Origin of the sequence: Paenarthrobacter sp. AMU7, from assembly GCF_041200195.1 — a bacterium.
GTDB lineage: Bacteria > Actinomycetota > Actinomycetes > Actinomycetales > Micrococcaceae > Arthrobacter.
The window spans coordinates 3,903,341-3,920,668 of sequence record NZ_CP165735.1 but is presented as its reverse complement, the minus strand read 5'-3'; the positions used below and the strand labels follow the sequence as shown (position 1 = coordinate 3,920,668).

General features: G+C 62.1%; 22 protein-coding genes. 15 read left to right on the top strand and 7 right to left on the bottom strand.

Features of this window, described 5'->3' with window-relative positions; genetic code table 11:
• Position 1 precedes the first annotated feature (1 nt).
• From ABQM86_RS18010 to ABQM86_RS17965, 10 genes are all read left to right on the top strand, one after another.
• Complete coding sequence (locus ABQM86_RS18010; RefSeq protein WP_280623723.1) at positions 2-145, top strand: daptide-type RiPP; 144 nt, start codon at positions 2-4, stop codon at positions 143-145.
• Between the two features lie 49 nt (positions 146-194).
• Positions 195-320, top strand: a complete 126-nt coding sequence (locus ABQM86_RS18005; RefSeq protein ID WP_256378406.1) for a daptide-type RiPP — start codon at positions 195-197, stop codon at positions 318-320.
• Positions 321-362: 42 nt separating this feature from the next.
• On the top strand, positions 363-500 hold the full coding sequence (locus ABQM86_RS18000) for a daptide-type RiPP (protein ID WP_157731903.1): 138 nt from the start codon (positions 363-365) through the stop codon (positions 498-500).
• An 83-nt stretch (positions 501-583) separates the two neighbouring features.
• Positions 584-1,402 carry a daptide-type RiPP biosynthesis methyltransferase gene (gene mpaM, locus ABQM86_RS17995; protein WP_369745180.1) on the top strand — a complete coding sequence of 273 codons (819 nt, stop codon included), beginning with the start codon at positions 584-586 and terminating at the stop codon, positions 1,400-1,402.
• Positions 1,399-2,589 carry a YcaO-like family protein gene (locus ABQM86_RS17990; protein WP_369745179.1) on the top strand — a complete coding sequence of 397 codons (1,191 nt, stop codon included), beginning with the start codon at positions 1,399-1,401 and terminating at the stop codon, positions 2,587-2,589. The genes mpaM and ABQM86_RS17990 overlap by 4 nt, the downstream gene beginning before the upstream one ends.
• On the top strand, positions 2,586-4,259 hold the full coding sequence (mpaP, locus tag ABQM86_RS17985; RefSeq protein WP_369745178.1) for a daptide biosynthesis intramembrane metalloprotease: 1,674 nt from the start codon (positions 2,586-2,588) through the stop codon (positions 4,257-4,259). The genes ABQM86_RS17990 and mpaP overlap by 4 nt, the downstream gene beginning before the upstream one ends.
• Positions 4,256-4,963, top strand: a complete 708-nt coding sequence (locus ABQM86_RS17980) for an ABC transporter ATP-binding protein (RefSeq protein WP_369745177.1) — start codon at positions 4,256-4,258, stop codon at positions 4,961-4,963. The genes mpaP and ABQM86_RS17980 overlap by 4 nt, the downstream gene beginning before the upstream one ends.
• Positions 4,963-5,712 carry a hypothetical protein gene (locus ABQM86_RS17975; protein ID WP_369745176.1) on the top strand — a complete coding sequence of 250 codons (750 nt, stop codon included), beginning with the start codon at positions 4,963-4,965 and terminating at the stop codon, positions 5,710-5,712. Before ABQM86_RS17980 ends, ABQM86_RS17975 begins: the two co-directional genes overlap by 1 nt.
• A 1-nt stretch (position 5,713) precedes the next feature.
• Positions 5,714-6,397, top strand: a complete 684-nt coding sequence (locus ABQM86_RS17970) for a hypothetical protein (RefSeq protein ID WP_369745175.1) — start codon at positions 5,714-5,716, stop codon at positions 6,395-6,397.
• 30 nt (positions 6,398-6,427) lie between these two features.
• Entirely contained in the window at positions 6,428-6,613 is a 186-nt protein-coding gene (locus ABQM86_RS17965; RefSeq protein WP_207594894.1) for a hypothetical protein, read from the top strand.
• Between the two features lie 105 nt (positions 6,614-6,718).
• Here ABQM86_RS17965 and ggt read toward each other — a convergent pair whose 3' ends face one another.
• Both ggt and ABQM86_RS17955 read right to left on the bottom strand, forming a co-directional pair.
• The gene (gene ggt, locus ABQM86_RS17960; RefSeq protein WP_369745174.1) at positions 6,719-8,554 is read right to left on the bottom strand and encodes a gamma-glutamyltransferase; all 1,836 of its coding nucleotides are present in this window, start codon (positions 8,552-8,554) and stop codon (positions 6,719-6,721) included.
• A 128-nt stretch (positions 8,555-8,682) separates the two neighbouring features.
• On the bottom strand, positions 8,683-9,081 hold the full coding sequence (locus tag ABQM86_RS17955) for a hypothetical protein (RefSeq protein ID WP_369745173.1): 399 nt from the start codon (positions 9,079-9,081) through the stop codon (positions 8,683-8,685).
• A 156-nt stretch (positions 9,082-9,237) separates the two neighbouring features.
• On the opposite strand from ABQM86_RS17955, the gene ABQM86_RS17950 reads away from it, so the two are divergent.
• Together ABQM86_RS17950 and ABQM86_RS17945 are read left to right on the top strand one after the other, a co-directional pair.
• Positions 9,238-9,627, top strand: a complete 390-nt coding sequence (locus tag ABQM86_RS17950) for a hypothetical protein (protein ID WP_369745172.1) — start codon at positions 9,238-9,240, stop codon at positions 9,625-9,627.
• Positions 9,628-9,644: 17 nt separating this feature from the next.
• Complete coding sequence (locus ABQM86_RS17945) at positions 9,645-10,148, top strand: N-acetyltransferase family protein (RefSeq protein ID WP_369745171.1); 504 nt, start codon at positions 9,645-9,647, stop codon at positions 10,146-10,148.
• On the opposite strand, the gene ABQM86_RS17940 is transcribed toward ABQM86_RS17945, so the two are convergent.
• The 3 genes from ABQM86_RS17940 to ABQM86_RS17930 all read right to left on the bottom strand — a co-directional run bounded on the left by ABQM86_RS17940 (position 10,145) and on the right by ABQM86_RS17930 (position 13,112).
• Entirely contained in the window at positions 10,145-11,092 is a 948-nt protein-coding gene (locus tag ABQM86_RS17940) for a hypothetical protein (RefSeq protein WP_369745170.1), read from the bottom strand. The genes ABQM86_RS17945 and ABQM86_RS17940 overlap by 4 nt on opposite strands.
• 92 nt (positions 11,093-11,184) lie before the next feature.
• Positions 11,185-12,087: a hypothetical protein gene (locus ABQM86_RS17935; protein ID WP_369745169.1), complete on the bottom strand. Its 903-nt coding sequence runs from the start codon at positions 12,085-12,087 to the stop codon at positions 11,185-11,187.
• An 8-nt stretch (positions 12,088-12,095) separates the two neighbouring features.
• Complete coding sequence (locus ABQM86_RS17930) at positions 12,096-13,112, bottom strand: SPFH domain-containing protein (RefSeq protein WP_337339971.1); 1,017 nt, start codon at positions 13,110-13,112, stop codon at positions 12,096-12,098.
• A gap of 104 nt (positions 13,113-13,216) precedes the next feature.
• On the opposite strand from ABQM86_RS17930, the gene ABQM86_RS17925 reads away from it, so the two are divergent.
• The 3 genes from ABQM86_RS17925 to ABQM86_RS17915 all read left to right on the top strand — a co-directional run bounded on the left by ABQM86_RS17925 (position 13,217) and on the right by ABQM86_RS17915 (position 15,070).
• On the top strand, positions 13,217-13,951 hold the full coding sequence (locus ABQM86_RS17925; RefSeq protein ID WP_369745168.1) for an NUDIX domain-containing protein: 735 nt from the start codon (positions 13,217-13,219) through the stop codon (positions 13,949-13,951).
• 426 nt (positions 13,952-14,377) lie between these two features.
• Positions 14,378-14,734 (top strand): DUF6355 family natural product biosynthesis protein, encoded by a 357-nt coding sequence (locus ABQM86_RS17920; RefSeq protein WP_369745167.1) that lies wholly within the window; start codon positions 14,378-14,380, stop codon positions 14,732-14,734.
• Between the two features lie 12 nt (positions 14,735-14,746).
• Positions 14,747-15,070: a DUF6355 family natural product biosynthesis protein gene (locus ABQM86_RS17915; protein WP_369745166.1), complete on the top strand. Its 324-nt coding sequence runs from the start codon at positions 14,747-14,749 to the stop codon at positions 15,068-15,070.
• A gap of 535 nt (positions 15,071-15,605) precedes the next feature.
• Here the strand turns inward: ABQM86_RS17915 and ABQM86_RS17910 are convergent.
• Together ABQM86_RS17910 and ABQM86_RS17905 are read right to left on the bottom strand one after the other, a co-directional pair.
• Complete coding sequence (locus ABQM86_RS17910; protein WP_369745165.1) at positions 15,606-16,439, bottom strand: GNAT family N-acetyltransferase; 834 nt, start codon at positions 16,437-16,439, stop codon at positions 15,606-15,608.
• A 208-nt stretch (positions 16,440-16,647) separates the two neighbouring features.
• Positions 16,648-17,031 carry a DUF1304 family protein gene (locus tag ABQM86_RS17905; protein WP_089596237.1) on the bottom strand — a complete coding sequence of 128 codons (384 nt, stop codon included), beginning with the start codon at positions 17,029-17,031 and terminating at the stop codon, positions 16,648-16,650.
• Positions 17,032-17,328: the final 297 nt, after the last annotated feature.

Below are 17,328 nucleotides of genomic sequence, written 5' to 3'. Positions count from 1 at the left end.
CATGAACAGCACCAACACGCTCAAGAGCCTGGACCTCCACATCCAGGAGCTGGAGCCCATGGACGTTCCGGATGACTGGGACGAACGAATCAAGGGCATTTCAGCGGGACTGGCATTGGTAGGAATTGCCGTCGCCATCACCTGATCTCCCGCCTGTCCGCCACCACAGCAGCAGCGAAGGGAGGTGAACGCGAATGCAAAAACAGCTCAACATCTCCATCCAGGAGATCGAGTCGCTGGACACCCCCGACTTCCAGAACTGGTTCATCGGGGTCTCCCAGGGAGTCGCCATCGGCATCATCGCCGTCAGCATCACTTAGTGCCCGTCTGCAGCATTCACAACAACAAGGAAGGAGGAACCAATGATCGCAAACTCGACGCTCCAGCTGTCCATCGAAGAGCTGGAGAACCTCGACACCCCGGACGATACGCCGTGGTACATCCGGGTTGGTGACGTCATCATCATCGCCGGCATCGTCGTCGGAATCGCCGCCACATAGCCGGTGCACGCGGGTGGTGCCACGTTCCGTCCCACCCGCGTGCATCCCCGGACCACTCTCAACCTCCCGGAGAACACGAGCTGATGAACACCGCAAAAGATAAGACCGCCGACGCCGTTCTGCGGATCCTGGGCCATGTGGATCCGCCGGAGGATCTGTACAGCGTTTCAGGTTCCCGCCTCTATGACCTTGTCACCGCCAACGACCTGACGGAACTGCCCGAGATCCTTAACGCGGCGCGCAAAACCGCGGGGCCCATCCTTGAGTTGGCTGCCGGTTCTGGACGGATTACCCGTCCCCTCCTCACTTTGGGACGTCCGCTGACCGCGGTCGACTCTTCCCGGGAAATGCTGGCCCTGCTCAAGACCAAGGTGGAAATGCAGGCCTTCAACCCGCGCAGTGTGGCGGTGGACATGGTGGAGGCTGACATGTCCGGCTTTGAGCTCGGCGACGGATACGGCTGCGTGGTTCTCGGTGCCAGTTCCATCACCCTCCTTGACCCGGTTGGCAGGCGTGCGTTGTTCCGCAGGGTCCGCGCCTGTCTGGCGCCGGAGGGTCGTTTCCTTCTCACGGTCCTGAACGCGGACAGCCACCATGCGTCAGAAGACAACGACGGCGGCACAACAGTTTCGCCGTTGGGCAAGGACTCATTCCTCATCACCACGGAAAGCCGCGACCCAGCCAACGGTGCCCGCCACGTCACCATGATCCACGTCAGTTTCGGTGAGGGCGGCACGTACCGGTCTTCGGCGTACGCCAGCGACATCGCGTTCGTCAGCAACAGCCTCATCGAAGAGGAAATCACTGCTGAGGGCTTGACCATCCTGGAACGCAGGCCGGTCCGCATCGCCACACGCACCCCTGGCCTTGACGACATTGAGTTGTGGGTGTGCGGCGTATGAGCATCGATCCTGTACGGACCCTCGATCCGTCGCTGGGCCTGGTGTCCGAATCGGGGGTGTACGTGCCCAACGAGGTTGGGCTGTGGCGAACCGCCGGTGTGTTGGCACATGGGCGGGCATCGCAAGCAGGGTTCGCCTCCGCCGTCGGCGCTTTTGATGTGAGGAAACGCGACTCAATCACCCGGGGTGCGGGAGAAGCTGTGGAACGGTTTGCGCTGGCTCCCGCGCCCGCGGATTCCGAGCACCTTCTTGTCCGGACAGGGGGTGCGGACCCGCGGATCGACTTCATCTCGGCGGCGCTTGGGAGACCATCAGCGCTCGCCTACGAATTTCCTTGGTACCGGGCCACCAACCTGCTTACCGGAAAGGCCTCGCATGTTCCGGCGCCGGTAGTGGATTACTGCCCCGGACACATGGAGGCGAATCCGTGGGATCGCTTCTTCGATCCGTCTCCCAATGGTGCAGCATCGGGTCCATCGGAGGTCTTTGCGCAGATTGCGGGCATCGGGGAAGTGCTGGAACGGGATGCGTTCCTGGCCGCATGGCACCAGCGGACACCCTTGTTCAGCTTTGATGTGGCGTCCCTGCCCGACGCTGTGCGGTCCACCCGGGAGACCCGGAGCTTCCTGTTGCTCCTTGACGCGGCGAGGTCTGCCGGCGTCGAACCGTTGTTGGCTTTCACCCCTCAGCAGGGCAGCCCTCTGTTAACGGCGATGTGCGTGATTGCCGACGAGGCGCACTTTGGTGCGGTAGGGCTCAAAGCGGCCGCCCACCCTGTGTCCGCGTTGCGTGGAGCACTTCAGGAAGGCCTCCAAATCCGGGAGCTGTTCCAAACCCGTTCCCGTCCGCGGTCTCCCGAGGCGGTGACGGATGACGATTCCCGGGCCGACTTCTGGACGACGCCGGCCCCCATTGACGGGTTGCTTCGGTGGGCGCAGTCCTTCCAGCCGGTGGGTCTCCCCGACATCCAACCCACGCCGGACGTTGAAACCTTGGTGCGATACCTCGCGGGAAGGGACATCCAAACGCACTGGGTGAGCCTCACCCACAGGCTGCCCGCAGCGATCCAGGACATGGGTTGGGTGGCCGGAAAAGCGATCTGCCCCGGCACAGTCCCCCTCACCATGGACGAAACCAAACGACTGTTTCTGCCCGGCCATATCTCAACCCCGCACCCGCTGATATGAGCAGGTTCAAAGTGCGCGCAGACCGGGCGGTCGAGTGGCCCGTGCAGCTTTCCCCGTCGGGGTCCATCGATGCCCCGCTTGCGGCTGCCGGGCCCTGGATCGTGGCCATTAACGGTGTGCCGAAAGCCAGAGTCTCCGCCGACGTCGCGAACGTCCTCAAAGCTGTGGACGGGAAGAAGGACGCGGCCCAAGTGGCGCATCTTCTCGGATCTCCGTGGACAGCCCAGGATGTCGCGGGGATCGTCGGCCAGTTGGCGCACACAGGAATATTCGACGGCGGTGCGGTGCCCGTTGCGGTACGACGGGTCCAGTTCAGGCCGCCACTGACAGTGCAGTTCACCCTGTTCAATCCCGCGCCCTTGCTGCAGTTCTTCCGATCCATGGTGGCGGCCATGGCGCGGCCCGGCATGGCTGGGGTGGCCCTGCTTCTTCTTCTCGGCGGATTGGTGGGCGCTTTCATTGCGGGGCCCAGCATGTGGCGGGTCCTGGCTACACCACTGCCGGTGGAGGCCTATTTGTACGTCTTGGCGGCGATGTTCGTGTCCACGCTTCTGCACGAACTGGGCCACGGCATGGCACTCACGTACTTTGGCGGGACACCGCGTCGCCTTGGGATCATGCTGTTCTATCTTTCGCCTGCGTTCTTCTGCGATGTGACGGATGGGTGGCGGCTGAGCTCCAGAAAGCAACGCGTCCTGGTTGCCTTGGCAGGGCCTTTGGTCCACGTTGCTCTGGGAAGCATGGTTCTGGCCGGCCAAGCGCTGCTTCCTGAGTCATCGGTGAAGGATGCCGCTGTCCTTTATGGCGTCATTTGCTACGCCGTGGCCGTGCTCAACTTGTTCCCCTTCATCAAGCTGGACGGCTATGTGGCCCTGATGTCTGCGGTGGACATTCCACACCTCCGGAAAAAGTCCTTGGATGCCTTGGCCGATGTCGTCAGCTTCCGGGTCCTCGGATCCCGACGCGCACTGGGCCCCGGCGGCCTGCTTCCATGGTTTGGGCTCGCCAGTTTTGTTGCCGGAATAGCCTTCATGCTGATCGGTTACCAACGCTTGGTGCCGATTTTCCTTCAGCTGGGCTTTGTGGGCCACTTGGTGGTCCTCGCGGTCCTGTGCCTGCTGCTTGTCTTGGCACTCAGGGGTGTAATCCGGTTCTTCCAGGCTGCGGCCGTCAAGGGGAGTCCGAGTTGGCGTCGGCTCGTGGTGGTGACGCTGGGGCTGGCGACCATCGGCGTGCTCCTGGCGATCATCCCTGTCAGGGCGGTGACCATTGCTGGGTACACCTACCAAGGTGGTCAGCTGAAGATCGTAATGCCGGTCCAAGGCCCGTCCCAGGCACTATCCCCGGGAGACGCAGTCACGCTGCAATCGCAGGGAATGATCCTTCACGAAAACCTGGGACGGGCAACCATCGGTGACCAACCGCCGTCGAACTCCATGGCACCGCTGGACACCTTGGTCCCCGTAGCCCTCGCAGGCGACACCCTGCCGGTGATTGCCTTCTCCGGCCGCTTGGAATCAGGAACGAACCTTTCGTCCTCCGGGCGGGCCGAAGTAGCCAGCCACCACGAGACGAGCTTGGGGGAATGGCTCTGGGAGTCCATCACCAGTTCGCCCCTGTGGCCATGGCAAGCAGGACTAACTGCAGACTCCACGAAAGGGCAGCCATGACAATTCACGCCAGTTTTGAGCAGTTCAGCAAGAAGAGGGGCGGACGTTTCGCCGTCGAGGGGCTGACATTCGATGTTCCCGCGGGGAAGGTGGTGGGACTGATCGGCCCTAACGGAGCAGGGAAAAGTACCGCGCTCGCCGGCCTCACAGGTCTGGTGGAGGCGACGTCCGGCCGCGCAACTGTGTTCGGTGTGGACTACCGATCCCTGCGCAGGCCCGCCGGCAGGGTGGGTGTGAACTTGGACGGGATGGACGTTGAGCCTGGGCTGACGGGGCGTCGGCACCTGCAGATCTGCCAGCTCGCCGCCGGAGCAGACAGCGACAACGTGGAGCGGGCACTGGAGCAGGTGGATCTGGCGGTCGAAGCCAACAAAAAGGTCCGGGACTACTCGTTGGGCATGAAGCAACGCCTGGGGATTGCCTCCGCGTTGGTTGGTAATCCCCAGTTACTTGTCCTCGACGAGCCCGCCAACGGACTGGACCCCGGGGGCATTCAATGGCTGCGACGCTTCTTGCGCGAATTCGCCGCCGCTGGTGGCAGTGCGCTGGTTTCGAGCCACCAACTGATGGAATTGGAGCAAGTGGCGGACCAGGTTGTCATCCTCAAACAGAAGGTCCTTTTCAGCGGAACCCTCGGGGAAGCCAAAGCTCTTGGCGGGGGCAGCCTTGAAGCTGCGTACTTCAAGATCCTGGCAGGTGCCTAATGACCGGTGGCGCTGTAGCGGCAGTGACAAACGGGATCCGATCGGAGCTCCTCAGGTACGTCAGCGGATATTCCAGTCTGGGTATCGTGGCGTTCAGTGCGCTGGTGCCGTGGTTCGTGGCCAACTTCCTTGGATGGCCGGACAGCTCGGGTGGTCTGTCGGTTTCTGACAACATCAGGATCTTCTGGTCACTGGCCGCAAGTATTGCGCCGGTAGCCACGTTCGCAGGAAGCTATCTGGTCACCCGCGAAGCCTATTACGGGACGCTCCGCCGCTCCGTGGTGGCAGCCGGAATGACGAATGTGCTGGTGAGTAAATACGTTGCCGCGGTGATGGTGGGACTCGGCTCCGTCGTCACAGGCATCGTGGTGTGGGGCGGAACCGTAGTCTTCTCGCTGCCACCGGATGTTGCCTCGCAGCTCGTGGCCCCGGAATCGCTGGGACTGTTGCCGGGGGTGCTGGTGGCCTCGGCTCTCGCTGCTGTCTGGGGATGCTCGCTTGGGTGGATCTTTCAGCACTACTACGCGACGACGATCCTCACGTTGGTGATTCCACTCGCCGTCGAACTGCCGCTGCTCGCGACCGCCCCGGATGTGGCCCGTTGGCTTCCGTCCGGCGCTTTGGCAGGGCTCGCTTCTGTTCCCTTTGAGGGCCTGCTCGAACCCAGTGCGGCGTTTTGCGTATCTCTGGGATGGCTGCTGTTCGCAGGCTTTGGCGCCGTGTGGTCCCTTCGCCGGAAGGAGCTTTGACGTGGTGTCCGCTTTTCTCTCGGACCTGCGCCGTCCCTGGCTGTGGAAGGGGTCGGGTGTTGGCGCTGGGTTGGTGCTGGGCTTCATGGCCTTGGTTTCTGTTGCCGCAGCGCTTGGACCCGGTCCGTCCATGGAGGGCTTCGACGAGTCTTTGGTGGATGCAGGCCTGACGCTCACGCTCACTGCGGCCGCGGTGGTGGGCTCCTTCGCTTTCACCGCCGATTACCGCACTGGTTGTTTCAGCCGCCGGGTCCTGCTGTTTCAGCGGATCCCGGCGTTCCTGGGCCGGGCAGCCACTACATCATTGGGCGCGCTGATCAGCGGCGCAGTAGTTGGCCTGACCTTTGTCCTATCCGGGAAACTGGTGGATGAATCGTGGCACGTGAGCTTGACCGTTGTACCGGCCTTCGCGGGGCTTGCCGCCATGGGATCGGTGTGGGGGTTCGCTGCAGGTTCCCTCATCCGCAACCACCTGGTGAGCCTGTTCGCCGTACCCCTTTCCCTTCTGCTCCCGGAGATGCTGATAGGCCCGGATACCACTTTCTTCCCGGTCCTCGCCGCCGACTGGGCACACCAATCAGCTGTCAACATACCGGCTTGGGGCTCTTTTATGGGAGCAGCGGGCTGGCTTGTAGTTGTCACAGCACTAGCCTTCGGAGTTTTCCTGAAGCGCGACCTCGCCTGACTGTTCAACCCCTTCCCAAGGAGTACAACGATGAATCGCAAACCCTTGTTATGGCTGCTGCTGGCCTTGGTGCTCGCCGCCTATGCTGTCTCGATCTTCGTCTCCAACCCAGGGCAATCGCCGTGGTCCATGATCACCGGAATCATCATGTCGGCCGCATCGGTGGTCATGGTGTGGAGATACAGCTGGGAGATCAGGAACAACCGCCCGTCGTGACCGAGCCGGATGAAGCCCGCCTCGTCGGCGACCCAAGAGGGACGTCTCGGAGGCGGGCTTGCAGGCGACGGTTGGAGGCCTTCCAACTGGCTTCAAACAAAGGAGTTATCTGCCCGGTTTGACCGGTTTTACCACTAGCGCCGAACCACCACCGCGCCTGGTCGGCTCGGCAGCCGCGGTCATCTGTCCGTCCTTGCCAAATTCGATGGCCGTCGCTGCCCCGATCTCCGCCGCCGACGTAAAGGCATCACCCGCCGGAACCAGGTCATGGCCCAACGACTCCAGTGCAGGACCATAGGCGTCAATGAAGGCGGGCTCGGAACTGACAGTCGCTCCATTTCGAGGTGCAGCCCGTGGCGCAGCAAGGGCATCGGAGACTGTCATCCCCAGGTCGACGCGGTTCAGGATGGTCTGCAGCACCGTGGTGATAATGGTCGATCCACCGGGGGATCCCAGTGCCAGGAACGGCTTCTGGTCCTTCAAAATGATGGTGGGCGACATTGAGGAACGCGGCCTCTTGTTCGGTTCAATCCGATTGGGATCCTTCGGATCGTAGACCGTGCTGAAGTCAGTCAGCTCATTGTTCAGGAGGAAACCCCGGCCAGGAACAACAATTCCCGAACCACCGGTCTGCTCGATCGTCAGCGTGTACTCCACCACGTTGCCCCACTTGTCGGCGACCGTCAGGTTCGTCGTGGAGATGTTCTCCGTATCCGTCTCCTTGGCGAGGGGCGCCACGGCAGCCGGGCACGCGCCGTCGTACGTTTCTATATTGCCGGGGGCGACAGGCTTGGGAGCGGCCGCCGTCGGATCGATTTCGCAGGAGCGTTCCTTGGCGAACACATCGTTCAGCAAAGTACCGGTGGGGACATTCACGAAGGCGGGATCACCCACGTAGGCGCCGCGGTCCGCGAAGGCCAAGGAGCTGGCCTCGAAGTAGTGGTGCAGGGCATCGGCCGGTTTCATGCCCTTAAGGTCGTAGTTTTCCAGGATGTTCAGCGCCTCGCCCACCGTGGTGCCGCCGCTGCTGGAGGGCGCCATGCCATAGACGTCATAGCCGCGGTACTCCACTTTGGTGGCGTCCTGGTCCAGCGCCTTGTAGTTGGCAAGATCCTGGGTGGTCATGAACCCCACCGGGACGGGAAGCTTGGTTTCCGCGGTCTTCGGCGGCGCCTGCACGGTCTTGGCGATCTCCTCTGCGAGCGGACCTCCGTAGAAGGCGTCGGTGCCCTCCTTGGCGAGCAGCCGGTACGTCGCGGCGAGGTCATGGTTCTGGAAGACACTTCCGACGGCGGGAGCGTCACCGCCGGGAAGGAACAGGTCCCGGGTTGGAGTGAACGCATCGAAGCGGACCTTGTTGTCCAGGGTCTGCTGGCGGAATGTCTCATCCACGACAAAACCGCGGTTGGCCACCTTGATGGCGGGCTGCAAGGCTTCTCCCAAGTCCAGGGTTCCCCAGCGTTCCAGCGCGCGTTCCCAAGTGGCAGGAGTGCCGGGGACGCCGACGGAGACGCCGCTGGTGACCAGATCCGGCGTGAACTTGTACGGCTGCTTGGTGGCAGGGTCAATGAAAGCGTCGTTGGGCATGCCGGCCGGAGCGGTTTCACGGCCGTCGATGGTGCCCACTTGTTTGGTCTTCGCATCGTAGAACACGAAGTAGCCGCCGCCGCCAATGCCGGCGCTGTAGGGCTCGGTAACGCCGAGGGTGGCTGCAGCTGCGACCGCGGCATCTGCTGCGTTGCCGCCCCTCTTCAGTACTTCAATGGCGGCCGCGGATGCCTCGGGATCCACGGTGCTCACGGCACCTCCGTAGCCGGTGGCCGTTGCGTTCTTGTCGGTTGAGCGCGGATCGGCGAAGGCGGGACTGGCCATCGCCCCGCTCGTCGCCGTTAGGGCCAAGGCTGCCGTCACAGCAGCCAGTTGACGTCTCACATGTGTCATGGTTCCTCCCAGAGTTGTTCCAGACGGTGATGTGGGTGGACGGTCCGGTCACCCTACCCCGTGGCTCTGCAAGGGGACAACGGTTGTCATTCGGGTGGGTTTGGGGGTAAGGCGAGGCTCGAGGGAACCTATTCGTCGGCTCCCTTTACACGGAGATCACCGATGATGGCTGCGGGGGTTCGGAGAACGGGGCAGGCCCAAACGCCCTGGGCGCCCACCAGTTGAGCGGCCAAGGGGTGATTGTTGGGATGCCAAGGACACTGGGGCCAATTGCTGTTGGTGGGGCCGTTTTCTTCGATAACCCATTCCTGGACCTGGTCCGCTACTGATACCAACTGCTCGGCCCGTGGTAGGTCACGCCTGACCGACACACCTTGTCCCGATGAGTCGCGGACGCTGTAAATCATCGCCGAGAGTGCCTGCGGGTCGTCGTTCCAAGCAAGATCTTCGATGCGTGGTTCCTCAAGACCGCTGGACCTCACATCCTGCAGAACGTGCCTGATGATCTCTACAATCTTTGCTGTCATAGCAGCCTCTCTGGCTGGAACCACTACGTCGACCTGGAACCACTAAGTCGACGCAACGGTACACCGGGTAGCGAGACCCAATCTCGCTGGACTTGTAGGCTCGGTATTCAGTCTGGGTTGTAAGTGTCCTGGAAACGTCATGAGGGAAGTAGGTTGATGGCCGCCGCCCTTGAATTCGTCAGGTACCAATCAACGAAAGTGAATACGCGCGGAATCCACGTCGGGATCTTTGGCCTGGCTAACGGACTGGCGAAGGACGGAAAGCTAAGCGAAGAAGACCATCGTTGGTGGCAGACCGCGAATGCTTGGTACGACGCCGCCTACCCTGACCCGAATCTCATGGATCCCACAGTTTATGACCGCACCATCAATCTCCACGCCCAAGCGTGGTTCAAGACGAGTGCCGTGCATTTACTGGACAGGGTCCCCGGCTATCTGGCGTTGTTGGATCGCCACGGGGTGCAATGGGAAGAACTTCGTTCATCAACGCCAGGACGTGTCCTCTACGAAGACGACGTTCAGGTGGTGGTGTTACCGAATCGATGAGTAGGTACCGTAGAGCCATGGCAATCAACTTTGACGTGCGTCGTGCCGAGCCTGCGGATGCGCTCGACATTGCAAAAGTGCATGTGGATACGTGGCGCGAAACCTACCGGGGCTTGATGAGCGACTCGGAGCTGGACGATCCCGGTCTCCTGGAGTGGCGGGAGAAATTCTGGACCGCAGCGCTGACTGATCCCCGCTATGAAAAGAACAACGTCGCCGTCGCTTTGCATGACAACAGGTTGATCGGCATTGCCATGTCAGGCCCCTCATCTGATCTTCCTGAGGAGCCGCAGGAGTTGTACGTCCTTTACGCGTATGCATCGTCCCACGGCTCGGGCGTGGGAGCGGCGCTTCTCGACGCAGTGATCAGCCCTTCCGCACCTGCTGTGCTGTGGGTGGCCGACCCTAATCCGCGAGCCCAAGCCTTCTACCGGAAGAACGGATTCATTGCCGACGGAGCGGTGAAGGTCGAAGACGGCGTAAGGGACATCCGGATGGTCCGCACCTTTCAGGCAAACTAGCCCGCTGCCAAGGAGTTCCGACGAGCAATAACGAACCGGGCGCCAACACCCGTCAGGCCTATGACCAAGGCCAGCAGAATCGTGGGCAGCGCGGCTCCGTCGGGACCTAGGCCCCGCCCGAGTACATCGCGTCCCATCGAGAGCATCGCCGGGATGTCTCCTGCCAGTACACGTGTGCCGAGGACGGATTGGACGGCGGTGAAAAGCGCCGGGAGCAGCCACAGGAAGAGGATGTTGAGCATCCAGGCAACCGCTCGACGGGCGGGCCGGAGGCCGCACCACGCCAGCGCGCAACCCACCAGGACGGCAGGAACCCATCGGGCAACAGTAGGTACGGCGGTGGGAACGCTGAGGAAGCCCACCGTGCTCACCACCCACACCACGGCCCACGACGTGACCGGGATGGCCATAAGCCCGAATCCGATGGTGGCCTTTACGGTGGAAGACGAAGCGATAAGTAACAACGCGACCAGCGCTGCCAGTACGCAACCGATGACGCCGGCCAGAAGACCTCCGAAGTAGAGCCCGGGCAGGCTTCCGGGCAAGAGCCCTTCCCTGAGTACCACGAATGACTGGATGGTGGCGGCGACGTGAACCACGAGGACTCCGGATAGGGCGCACCACGTGACGAGTCGACGGCGGGCGGGTGACCAGATGCGAACTGCCAGCCCGGCAACAGCCCCACCAACTGTGAGGAGCGCCAGGATGGTGGTCGCCTCATATTGACTCAGAGGCAGGAGGGTTGTCGGCATCTGCGCTGGCATTACTTGCGTGGCCCACAGGTTTTGAAGAGGCAGCGTGGCTCCGGTGATCCACCAAGGGGCCAAGCCAAGAATGCCGCCGAGGAGTCCGATCAACAACCCCCACAGAGCGTCCCGGGCGGCCGTGTTCGATGGCGTCCCGGACGGGACAGAGTGCTGTGCAGTTTGCTCGGGGTGGCTCACGAGGCTCCTCGTTTGAGTCTGACTGGAGTGCCCGAGCCTATAGGCGGAGGGCCAACCGCCAATACTACACCGAGTGGACTAAATCCGAAGGTTCAAACAACCAGTCGCAGCGGCCTCTGCCCCAACTGCACCGTGATCTCCTGCCCCCACGACGCCGTCAGCCGGTCATCTTCCATGCCGTCGCCGAACACCACCAGCTGATCGGATGCCACGGTAATCCGCAGCACCTCGCCGGCTTCGAGTACGCCTTCGGTCAGTGACGCGCCCGTGACGGGGGAGGGCCATGCTTCGCGGACGAACCACGCGAGCCGCGGATCGGTGGGTGCCGGCAGTGCGCGTCCGCCACGATCCAGGGCGATCGACGCGCACCAGCCGGTGGCGCCGGTGCCCGTGGAAACAATAAGGCCCGACGACGATTGCCGCTCGGTTTGCCCGCCGGGCTGGGTGAAACTGGGCGCCGTCACGGTGTACTTTGCCGACTGGTGTGAGACGTGCCCGATGAAAACTTCGTTGAGCGCCGAAAGCTGCTGCCCGTCGTCGAGCGTTGCCGTCACTGTGGTGAGGTCCTGGCAGTGCAGCCGCCCAACGTCGCCAGTGGCCAGGAGTGCAGCGGCCGCGGCTGGTGTGTGGCGGACCAGGACTCCGGGGTTGGCACCGGGCTCCGGGTCGATGCCGATGACCGGCTGCCCGTTCAGGTACTTGGCAACATTTGCCACCAGGCCGTCCTGCCCCACCACGGCGATGATGTCTTCCGCCGTGAGCAAGAAGCGGCTGAGGTCTGCGCGTTCCACTTCGGCCTGCCGCCAGTCGGACGGCACGGCAGCGCGGACGGTGGCCAAGGCCGCGGTGAGGTGATCGTGCCGGTCCTGCACGTCCTGGATGCTGCGGCCTCGTGTGCTGAGGAAGAACTCGGCCTGGCCGCGGGTGGCGTGCCGGTCCAGGAGTTCCTGGAGTTCGGTCCGCCGGTGGACGATGACGATGCGCGGGGTGGGCATGACGATCCTTACTTGGTGAGCTCAGTTGTGGCCGGTTCCTTGAACAGCCCGGCAAGTGCTCCACTGAGCAGGTCCGGAGTGATGGTCAGGTTCCCGATGTTCGGCAGGCTTCCGGCAGCGTCCTTCAGGGCCAGAGCCAAAAGCGTGGCCTGTTCCATATTGCGGTAAACCTCCATAGTGGCGGCTTCGCGGGCGGCGGCTGCTTCGCCCACCAGGCGGATTTGGTTTGCCTCGGCTGCTGCGCCAATTCCTTGCCGTTCAGCAGAACCCTGCGCCTCAATCAATCCAGCGGCGGCCTTCTCTTCTGCGGCGCGGCGGGCGTTCGTGCCTTCTTGGGCCACCAGGTTCTCGCGGCGTACGGCGAGTTCGATCTGGCTGGCCATCTCGTTCTCGGAGATGGTGCGTTCGCGTTCGACGGCGACTGCCCGCCTCTCGTACACAGCGCGGTCCGCTTCGGCTTGAAGTTGCTCCCGGACCGGAGTCTGCAGGGCGCGTTCGACGTCGGCTTCGGGCCGGACGGCCAGCACCTGAACGCCGAGGATTTCGATGCCCGTGGATTGCAGTCTGGCATCTGCCCGCAGGGCCTCCGTGAGGACCAGTCGGAGTTGGCTGACGCCGCGTTCGAGCGCCTCGGCGAGGGTGGTGGTGGCGATCTGGTCGATCGCGTGGCTTTGGCACAGCTGGCCGATGATCGTCGAGACCTGCTCACGTCCGGTAGCCGGCGCCTTGCCCGCGGTTTGCAGTCCGAAGTCGAGCCGGGTGGAGACTGCCACGGGGTCGATGAAGCGGTAGGTCACGTTGGCCTGAACACTGACGTCCTGGTGGTCGCGGGTGATGGCGTGGAAAAGGGTGGGCAGTTCCTGGTCGTCCACGGGAACCTCGCTCAACACAGAGTTCGCGGGGCGGAAGAAGAAGGCCTGGCCCACTCCTTGGTGTTTGACGGCGCCCTTTTGCAGGTGGACGACGTAGCCGGTGGGGCTGCCGAGGAAGTGGCTGAGCCAGGGGTAGCGCTTGATGGTGGCCATGAGGTTCTCGCTTTCGCTATTTTCTCGTCAAGTTGACGATAACTACACACTAGGGCGTACTCAGCTTTATTGTCAACATGACGATAACTTCCTATGCTTGATACATGCCCGCATCCCATTTCGCGCCCGAGCGCTTCCCGGTGACGGTCGACGTCGTCGCCCTTACTGTGCGCAACGGTGAGCTGAATATCCTGCTCATTACCCGACTCATCGAGCCCTTCAAAGGAAAGCTGGCCCTCCCGGGTGGCTTCGTTCTGGCGGGCGAGGACCTGCTCGGAGCGGCGGGTCGGGAACTGGCGGAGGAGACCGGCGTCGAGCATCTTCCCGGGCACCTGGAGCAACTGGGCAGTTATGGCCCCAGGGGGCGCGACCCCCGCGGCGACGTCCTGACCGTCGCGCACCTGCTGCTCGCGCCCGACTTTCCGGTGTTGTCGGCGGGCAGCGACGCTGCACAGGCGGCTTGGTATCCGGTGCGGGAGGTCCTTGATGGGAGGCTCGAGCTGGCCTTTGACCATGCGCGCATCCTCGACGACGCTTTGGAGCGGGCCAAGTCGAAGCTGGAATACTCGCCGCTGGGTGCTGCCTTCTGTGGCGACGAATTCACCATCGCCCAGCTTCGCGCCGTTTACGAGGCCGTGTGGGGGACCCGCCTGGACCCGCGGAACTTCCACCGAAAAGCGACCGGAACACCCGGCTTCCTCGAGGACACCGGGCGAATGACGGCGGGCGACGCCGGTCGGCCGGCTGCGCTGTTTAGGCTCGCCCCCGCTGCGCGTCCGACGGCGGGCCAACCCACCCGCGCGGTGCTGAACCCGCCGCTGATGCGGCCGAGGGAGTAAAGCGGCTGGCACTGATCTGGGGCAGTTATCGCTCCAATGGCGGTTAGGGCTGCGGTTCCAGCCATCGTCGCAACAGCCGCGCGTCACTTCCGCAGGAGCGAAGGCTTCTCACTTATCCCTTGTCTGAGACTCCTTCGTGGTTCGCCGCAATCTGATAACGGCTAGCCCGATGACGCTGCCTGCTGCGGCCAGGAAGAACAACAGTGCCAGTAGTGGACCTGAAATCCCGGGAAAAAGCGGGTTCCGGCCGGTAAGGAAGATGGAAGCGATTAGGCCTACCATCGACACGCAAAACGCCAGCCCCAGGACTTTCTGCCTGCGACTCTGGCGAGTTATCGGCGATCTATTTGAAGTATCCATGAATAGATTCTATCGTGTTGATCAAGCCTAAATTGACAGATTTGTAAACAATATGGGGAGAAATGTATGAAAGCTAGAAAGATTGCTGGAATCCTGTCCGCGGGGCTTCTCGTTTCCGGTGGTATAGCCGGGGCCTCGCTAGTGGCACCGGAAGAGGCGAAGGCCTCGGTGTGTGGTTACTCACAAGAAGTCCGCTCCTACAATTCCATCCTTAGTCTGAGCCTGCTGGGTCAGACCCTAGACCCTTTTGGCGGCCAAAAAGTCGTGTCTATCTACGGTCACTGCGGTCCCACAAACGTAAAGATCGTCACTGAATCACCCAATGGCAATCGCTACGTATGCGTGCCTCCAGGTGACAGCTGGTTGGGATTTGTGAACCAGGGCGACAGGATCACTGGCGCCTACTACGTCGGTCTCTGCTAAAGGACAGATCACATGAGCAAGTTCAACGGTTTCAAGCGCATTGCCGCCGCAGTAACGACTGGGGCAGCGCTGGTACTCACCGGGCTGGTAGTCACCGCCGCGCCGGCATCTGCAGCCGTGTGTGGTTTTCAGGGTGTTGTCACTTCGAATATCGGCGGCAACGTAGCGCCCTGGGAACAAGCGATCTATAATCACTGCGGTCCAGGTAACGTCAAGATCAGAGTTCAGTACTACTATGCCGAACGCGACCTGTGCGTGACCCCTGGAGAGACACTCCTCTATGCGAACCCGAACTTGGGCGGCCTCAACTTTGCGTATTACATTGGCGCTTGTTGACCAGTAAAAACTAGCCGATTCTCTATAGAACGATTATTTAGCGTGCACTTTGAACGGTAGATATTTTTGGCCTACTTCTAAATGAAAACGGATGGGCTTAATTGTCCCAAGGCTACTCGCCGCTCGTGGGTTTGCTTTAGCGCTAGGGCATGAGTGTCCCACCTGTCCGCTATGCCGGTGGGGCACTCTCGCAGACCTCTTACTCATCGATTAGGCCTCGGCAGATCAATCACACGAAGTGCCGAGCCCTAAGTTTCATTGGCTCACGCTTTCAGGTACCCAAGCGGCTGTGTCATCCCAGTCAGGAGCGAGCTCGTTCAGCCCGTTGATGCGTTGCGGAAAGTGTTCCCGATGCCTCGGTTGGCGATGGGAAGCTACAAAGGCAGCAAACCACGCTCGGCACTGTCACAGGCGAGCCGATGCGGGGGCCGCTGATGGACCATCATCCACTGGGGCCAATTCATCCCTGCCATAGGCTCTGTGACGGACAGGGGTTTCTTGTGCCGATGAGGGGACATGAGGTGGCAAGGCGGAGTTAGGGACTGATGGCGTATTCCGTGAAGTGGCCACAGGGTTTAAACCCGAGACGGCGGTACACGGGTTCTCCGTCCTCGGAGGCCTGCAATACTGCGGTTTCGTATCCGGCTTCGCGCGCGGTGTCGAGTGCGGCCACGGTGATTGCGCCGCCGAAGCCTCGGCGGCGGTCGGAGGCAAGCGTGGCAATGTTGTAAATCCCGGCGACGCTCGAATGCAAGAACACTTCGGCCGAACAGACGGGGCGACCGTTTATGTACCCGACCAGGTAGCGAGCGGGACAATCGGTGGCGAGGGCCGAGTCTGCGGCCTCGGCAAAGAATTGCTGGACCGTGGCTGCTGGCGGGCTCCAGTTTGCAGCGAGGATCGCGGCGTAATCGGCGAGCTGTTCCGGGGTTGTCACCTGACGGATAGTCAGGTCTTCTACTCGCGTCTCAGGGAGATCGCCGTGCAGGCCCTTCCACATGCCTGTCTCTGTCTCTGACGCCTCGAGGCCGGCGTTCTCAAGGTATTCGGCAAGATTGCCAGGAGTAGAGGCCGGGCCTACCCACCAGGAGAACGGGCGGCTGGTGGATGCCAGGGTTCGGACCGTCTCCGCGGTGCGGGTTTGTGCTGTGTCCTGAGCGAATTGGGCTGCGGCGACGATGTTGAAGGTGTCGTCGGCCAGGCCGCTATCGGCGATCAGGAGATCGGCTGTTTTCGTAACGGAGGCACCGAGGCGGTTACGGTGCAAGTGACTGGCGTGCTCAGCTAGATTCTGTTCCATCGCGTGTTGCAGATCGGATTCAGAGCCAAGCGGAAAATTCGCGGCTTCCATGATGATCCATTCAAACATGCTTCCTCTAGGGTGCCGGGCGCTGACCCCACTCAACGCCTCCGACGCCTGCTGGTGGGCCGGGCCCAAAGGCCAGCGAAGTGTGACAGGGTCTGCCGATCAGACCCCCAGCTGGCTCGTCGAACGCTCGTAAGCCGATCCCCTACGGGCGCTGCTGTGGTGCGTAGCAACCAAAACGCCGCTACTAGCATTCGCCAACCACCACCCCCTAGTGAAAGAGAACGTAGAAGACGATTGCCAGCGCCGGGAAGAGCGCCTGGCCGATGGCGCTGACCAGAAGGCGCTTCTCTGTGACCCACAGCCAGAAACCAAGGAAGACGTGGCACGAGCAGCAGAAGATAACTATGGCCGACCCGCTGGCGGGATTGCCTGAGAAGTTCACCAGCCACAGGCCCACTGCGATGCCCAAGCCGAAGGTGATGTTGTAGGCGCCAACATTCATCGCCCACATTCGCACTGCGCGCACGTCTTCCGGCCTAATCAGGAAGATCCGGTGGAACCGTTGATCGCCATGGAAGAAGATCTCCAGGATGCCAACGCTTATCAGCGCCAGGCTGGTGGATCCGGCGAGTATCTGGCTCAGCACATTCATGCCGCGCTCCTAGGCCGATCTTGCAATCTCCGCTTCTTGCGTGCAGGTTACGCTTCAGGCGCGAAGACCTTCAAGGGGTTCTGCAAACGCTCTCAATCAACCGTGCCCACCCGCCTCCAGCCCGGCCGCAACAGCCCGGCTTGAACGCAACCGTCTCCGCTGACCTACGGCTCCTCAACCACAGCGCCGACGTCCGCCAAGCCAACGGATCGCTGACCAGCGGCCGCCACACGATCGGCTTACGGGCCTTTCCTGTCAAGGTGTCTTGACAGAGCGCCATCGTGGGGTCAGCATGAC

Excerpts from the sequence above, each read along its gene's own strand:
- ABQM86_RS17925 (WP_369745168.1), top strand. The coding sequence starts at position 13,217 with ATGCCCGCATCCCATTTCGCGCCCGAGCGCTTCCCGGTGACGGTCGAC.
- ABQM86_RS17910 (WP_369745165.1), bottom strand. The coding sequence starts at position 16,439 with ATGTTTGAATGGATCATCATGGAAGCCGCGAATTTTCCGCTTGGCTCT.
- ABQM86_RS17920 (WP_369745167.1), top strand. The coding sequence starts at position 14,378 with ATGAAAGCTAGAAAGATTGCTGGAATCCTGTCCGCGGGGCTTCTCGTT.
- ABQM86_RS17955 (WP_369745173.1), bottom strand. The coding sequence starts at position 9,081 with ATGACAGCAAAGATTGTAGAGATCATCAGGCACGTTCTGCAGGATGTG.
- ABQM86_RS17935 (WP_369745169.1), bottom strand. The coding sequence starts at position 12,087 with ATGCCCACCCCGCGCATCGTCATCGTCCACCGGCGGACCGAACTCCAG.
- ABQM86_RS18010 (WP_280623723.1), top strand. The coding sequence starts at position 2 with ATGAACAGCACCAACACGCTCAAGAGCCTGGACCTCCACATCCAGGAG.
- ABQM86_RS17945 (WP_369745171.1), top strand. The coding sequence starts at position 9,645 with ATGGCAATCAACTTTGACGTGCGTCGTGCCGAGCCTGCGGATGCGCTC.
- ABQM86_RS17965 (WP_207594894.1), top strand. The coding sequence starts at position 6,428 with ATGAATCGCAAACCCTTGTTATGGCTGCTGCTGGCCTTGGTGCTCGCC.
- ABQM86_RS18005 (WP_256378406.1), top strand. The coding sequence starts at position 195 with ATGCAAAAACAGCTCAACATCTCCATCCAGGAGATCGAGTCGCTGGAC.
- ABQM86_RS17990 (WP_369745179.1), top strand. The coding sequence starts at position 1,399 with ATGAGCATCGATCCTGTACGGACCCTCGATCCGTCGCTGGGCCTGGTG.
- mpaM (WP_369745180.1), top strand. The coding sequence starts at position 584 with ATGAACACCGCAAAAGATAAGACCGCCGACGCCGTTCTGCGGATCCTG.
- ABQM86_RS17980 (WP_369745177.1), top strand. The coding sequence starts at position 4,256 with ATGACAATTCACGCCAGTTTTGAGCAGTTCAGCAAGAAGAGGGGCGGA.
- mpaP (WP_369745178.1), top strand. The coding sequence starts at position 2,586 with ATGAGCAGGTTCAAAGTGCGCGCAGACCGGGCGGTCGAGTGGCCCGTG.
- ABQM86_RS18000 (WP_157731903.1), top strand. The coding sequence starts at position 363 with ATGATCGCAAACTCGACGCTCCAGCTGTCCATCGAAGAGCTGGAGAAC.
- ABQM86_RS17905 (WP_089596237.1), bottom strand. The coding sequence starts at position 17,031 with ATGAATGTGCTGAGCCAGATACTCGCCGGATCCACCAGCCTGGCGCTG.
- ABQM86_RS17950 (WP_369745172.1), top strand. The coding sequence starts at position 9,238 with ATGGCCGCCGCCCTTGAATTCGTCAGGTACCAATCAACGAAAGTGAAT.
- ABQM86_RS17915 (WP_369745166.1), top strand. The coding sequence starts at position 14,747 with ATGAGCAAGTTCAACGGTTTCAAGCGCATTGCCGCCGCAGTAACGACT.
- ggt (WP_369745174.1), bottom strand. The coding sequence starts at position 8,554 with ATGACACATGTGAGACGTCAACTGGCTGCTGTGACGGCAGCCTTGGCC.
- ABQM86_RS17930 (WP_337339971.1), bottom strand. The coding sequence starts at position 13,112 with ATGGCCACCATCAAGCGCTACCCCTGGCTCAGCCACTTCCTCGGCAGC.
- ABQM86_RS17975 (WP_369745176.1), top strand. The coding sequence starts at position 4,963 with ATGACCGGTGGCGCTGTAGCGGCAGTGACAAACGGGATCCGATCGGAG.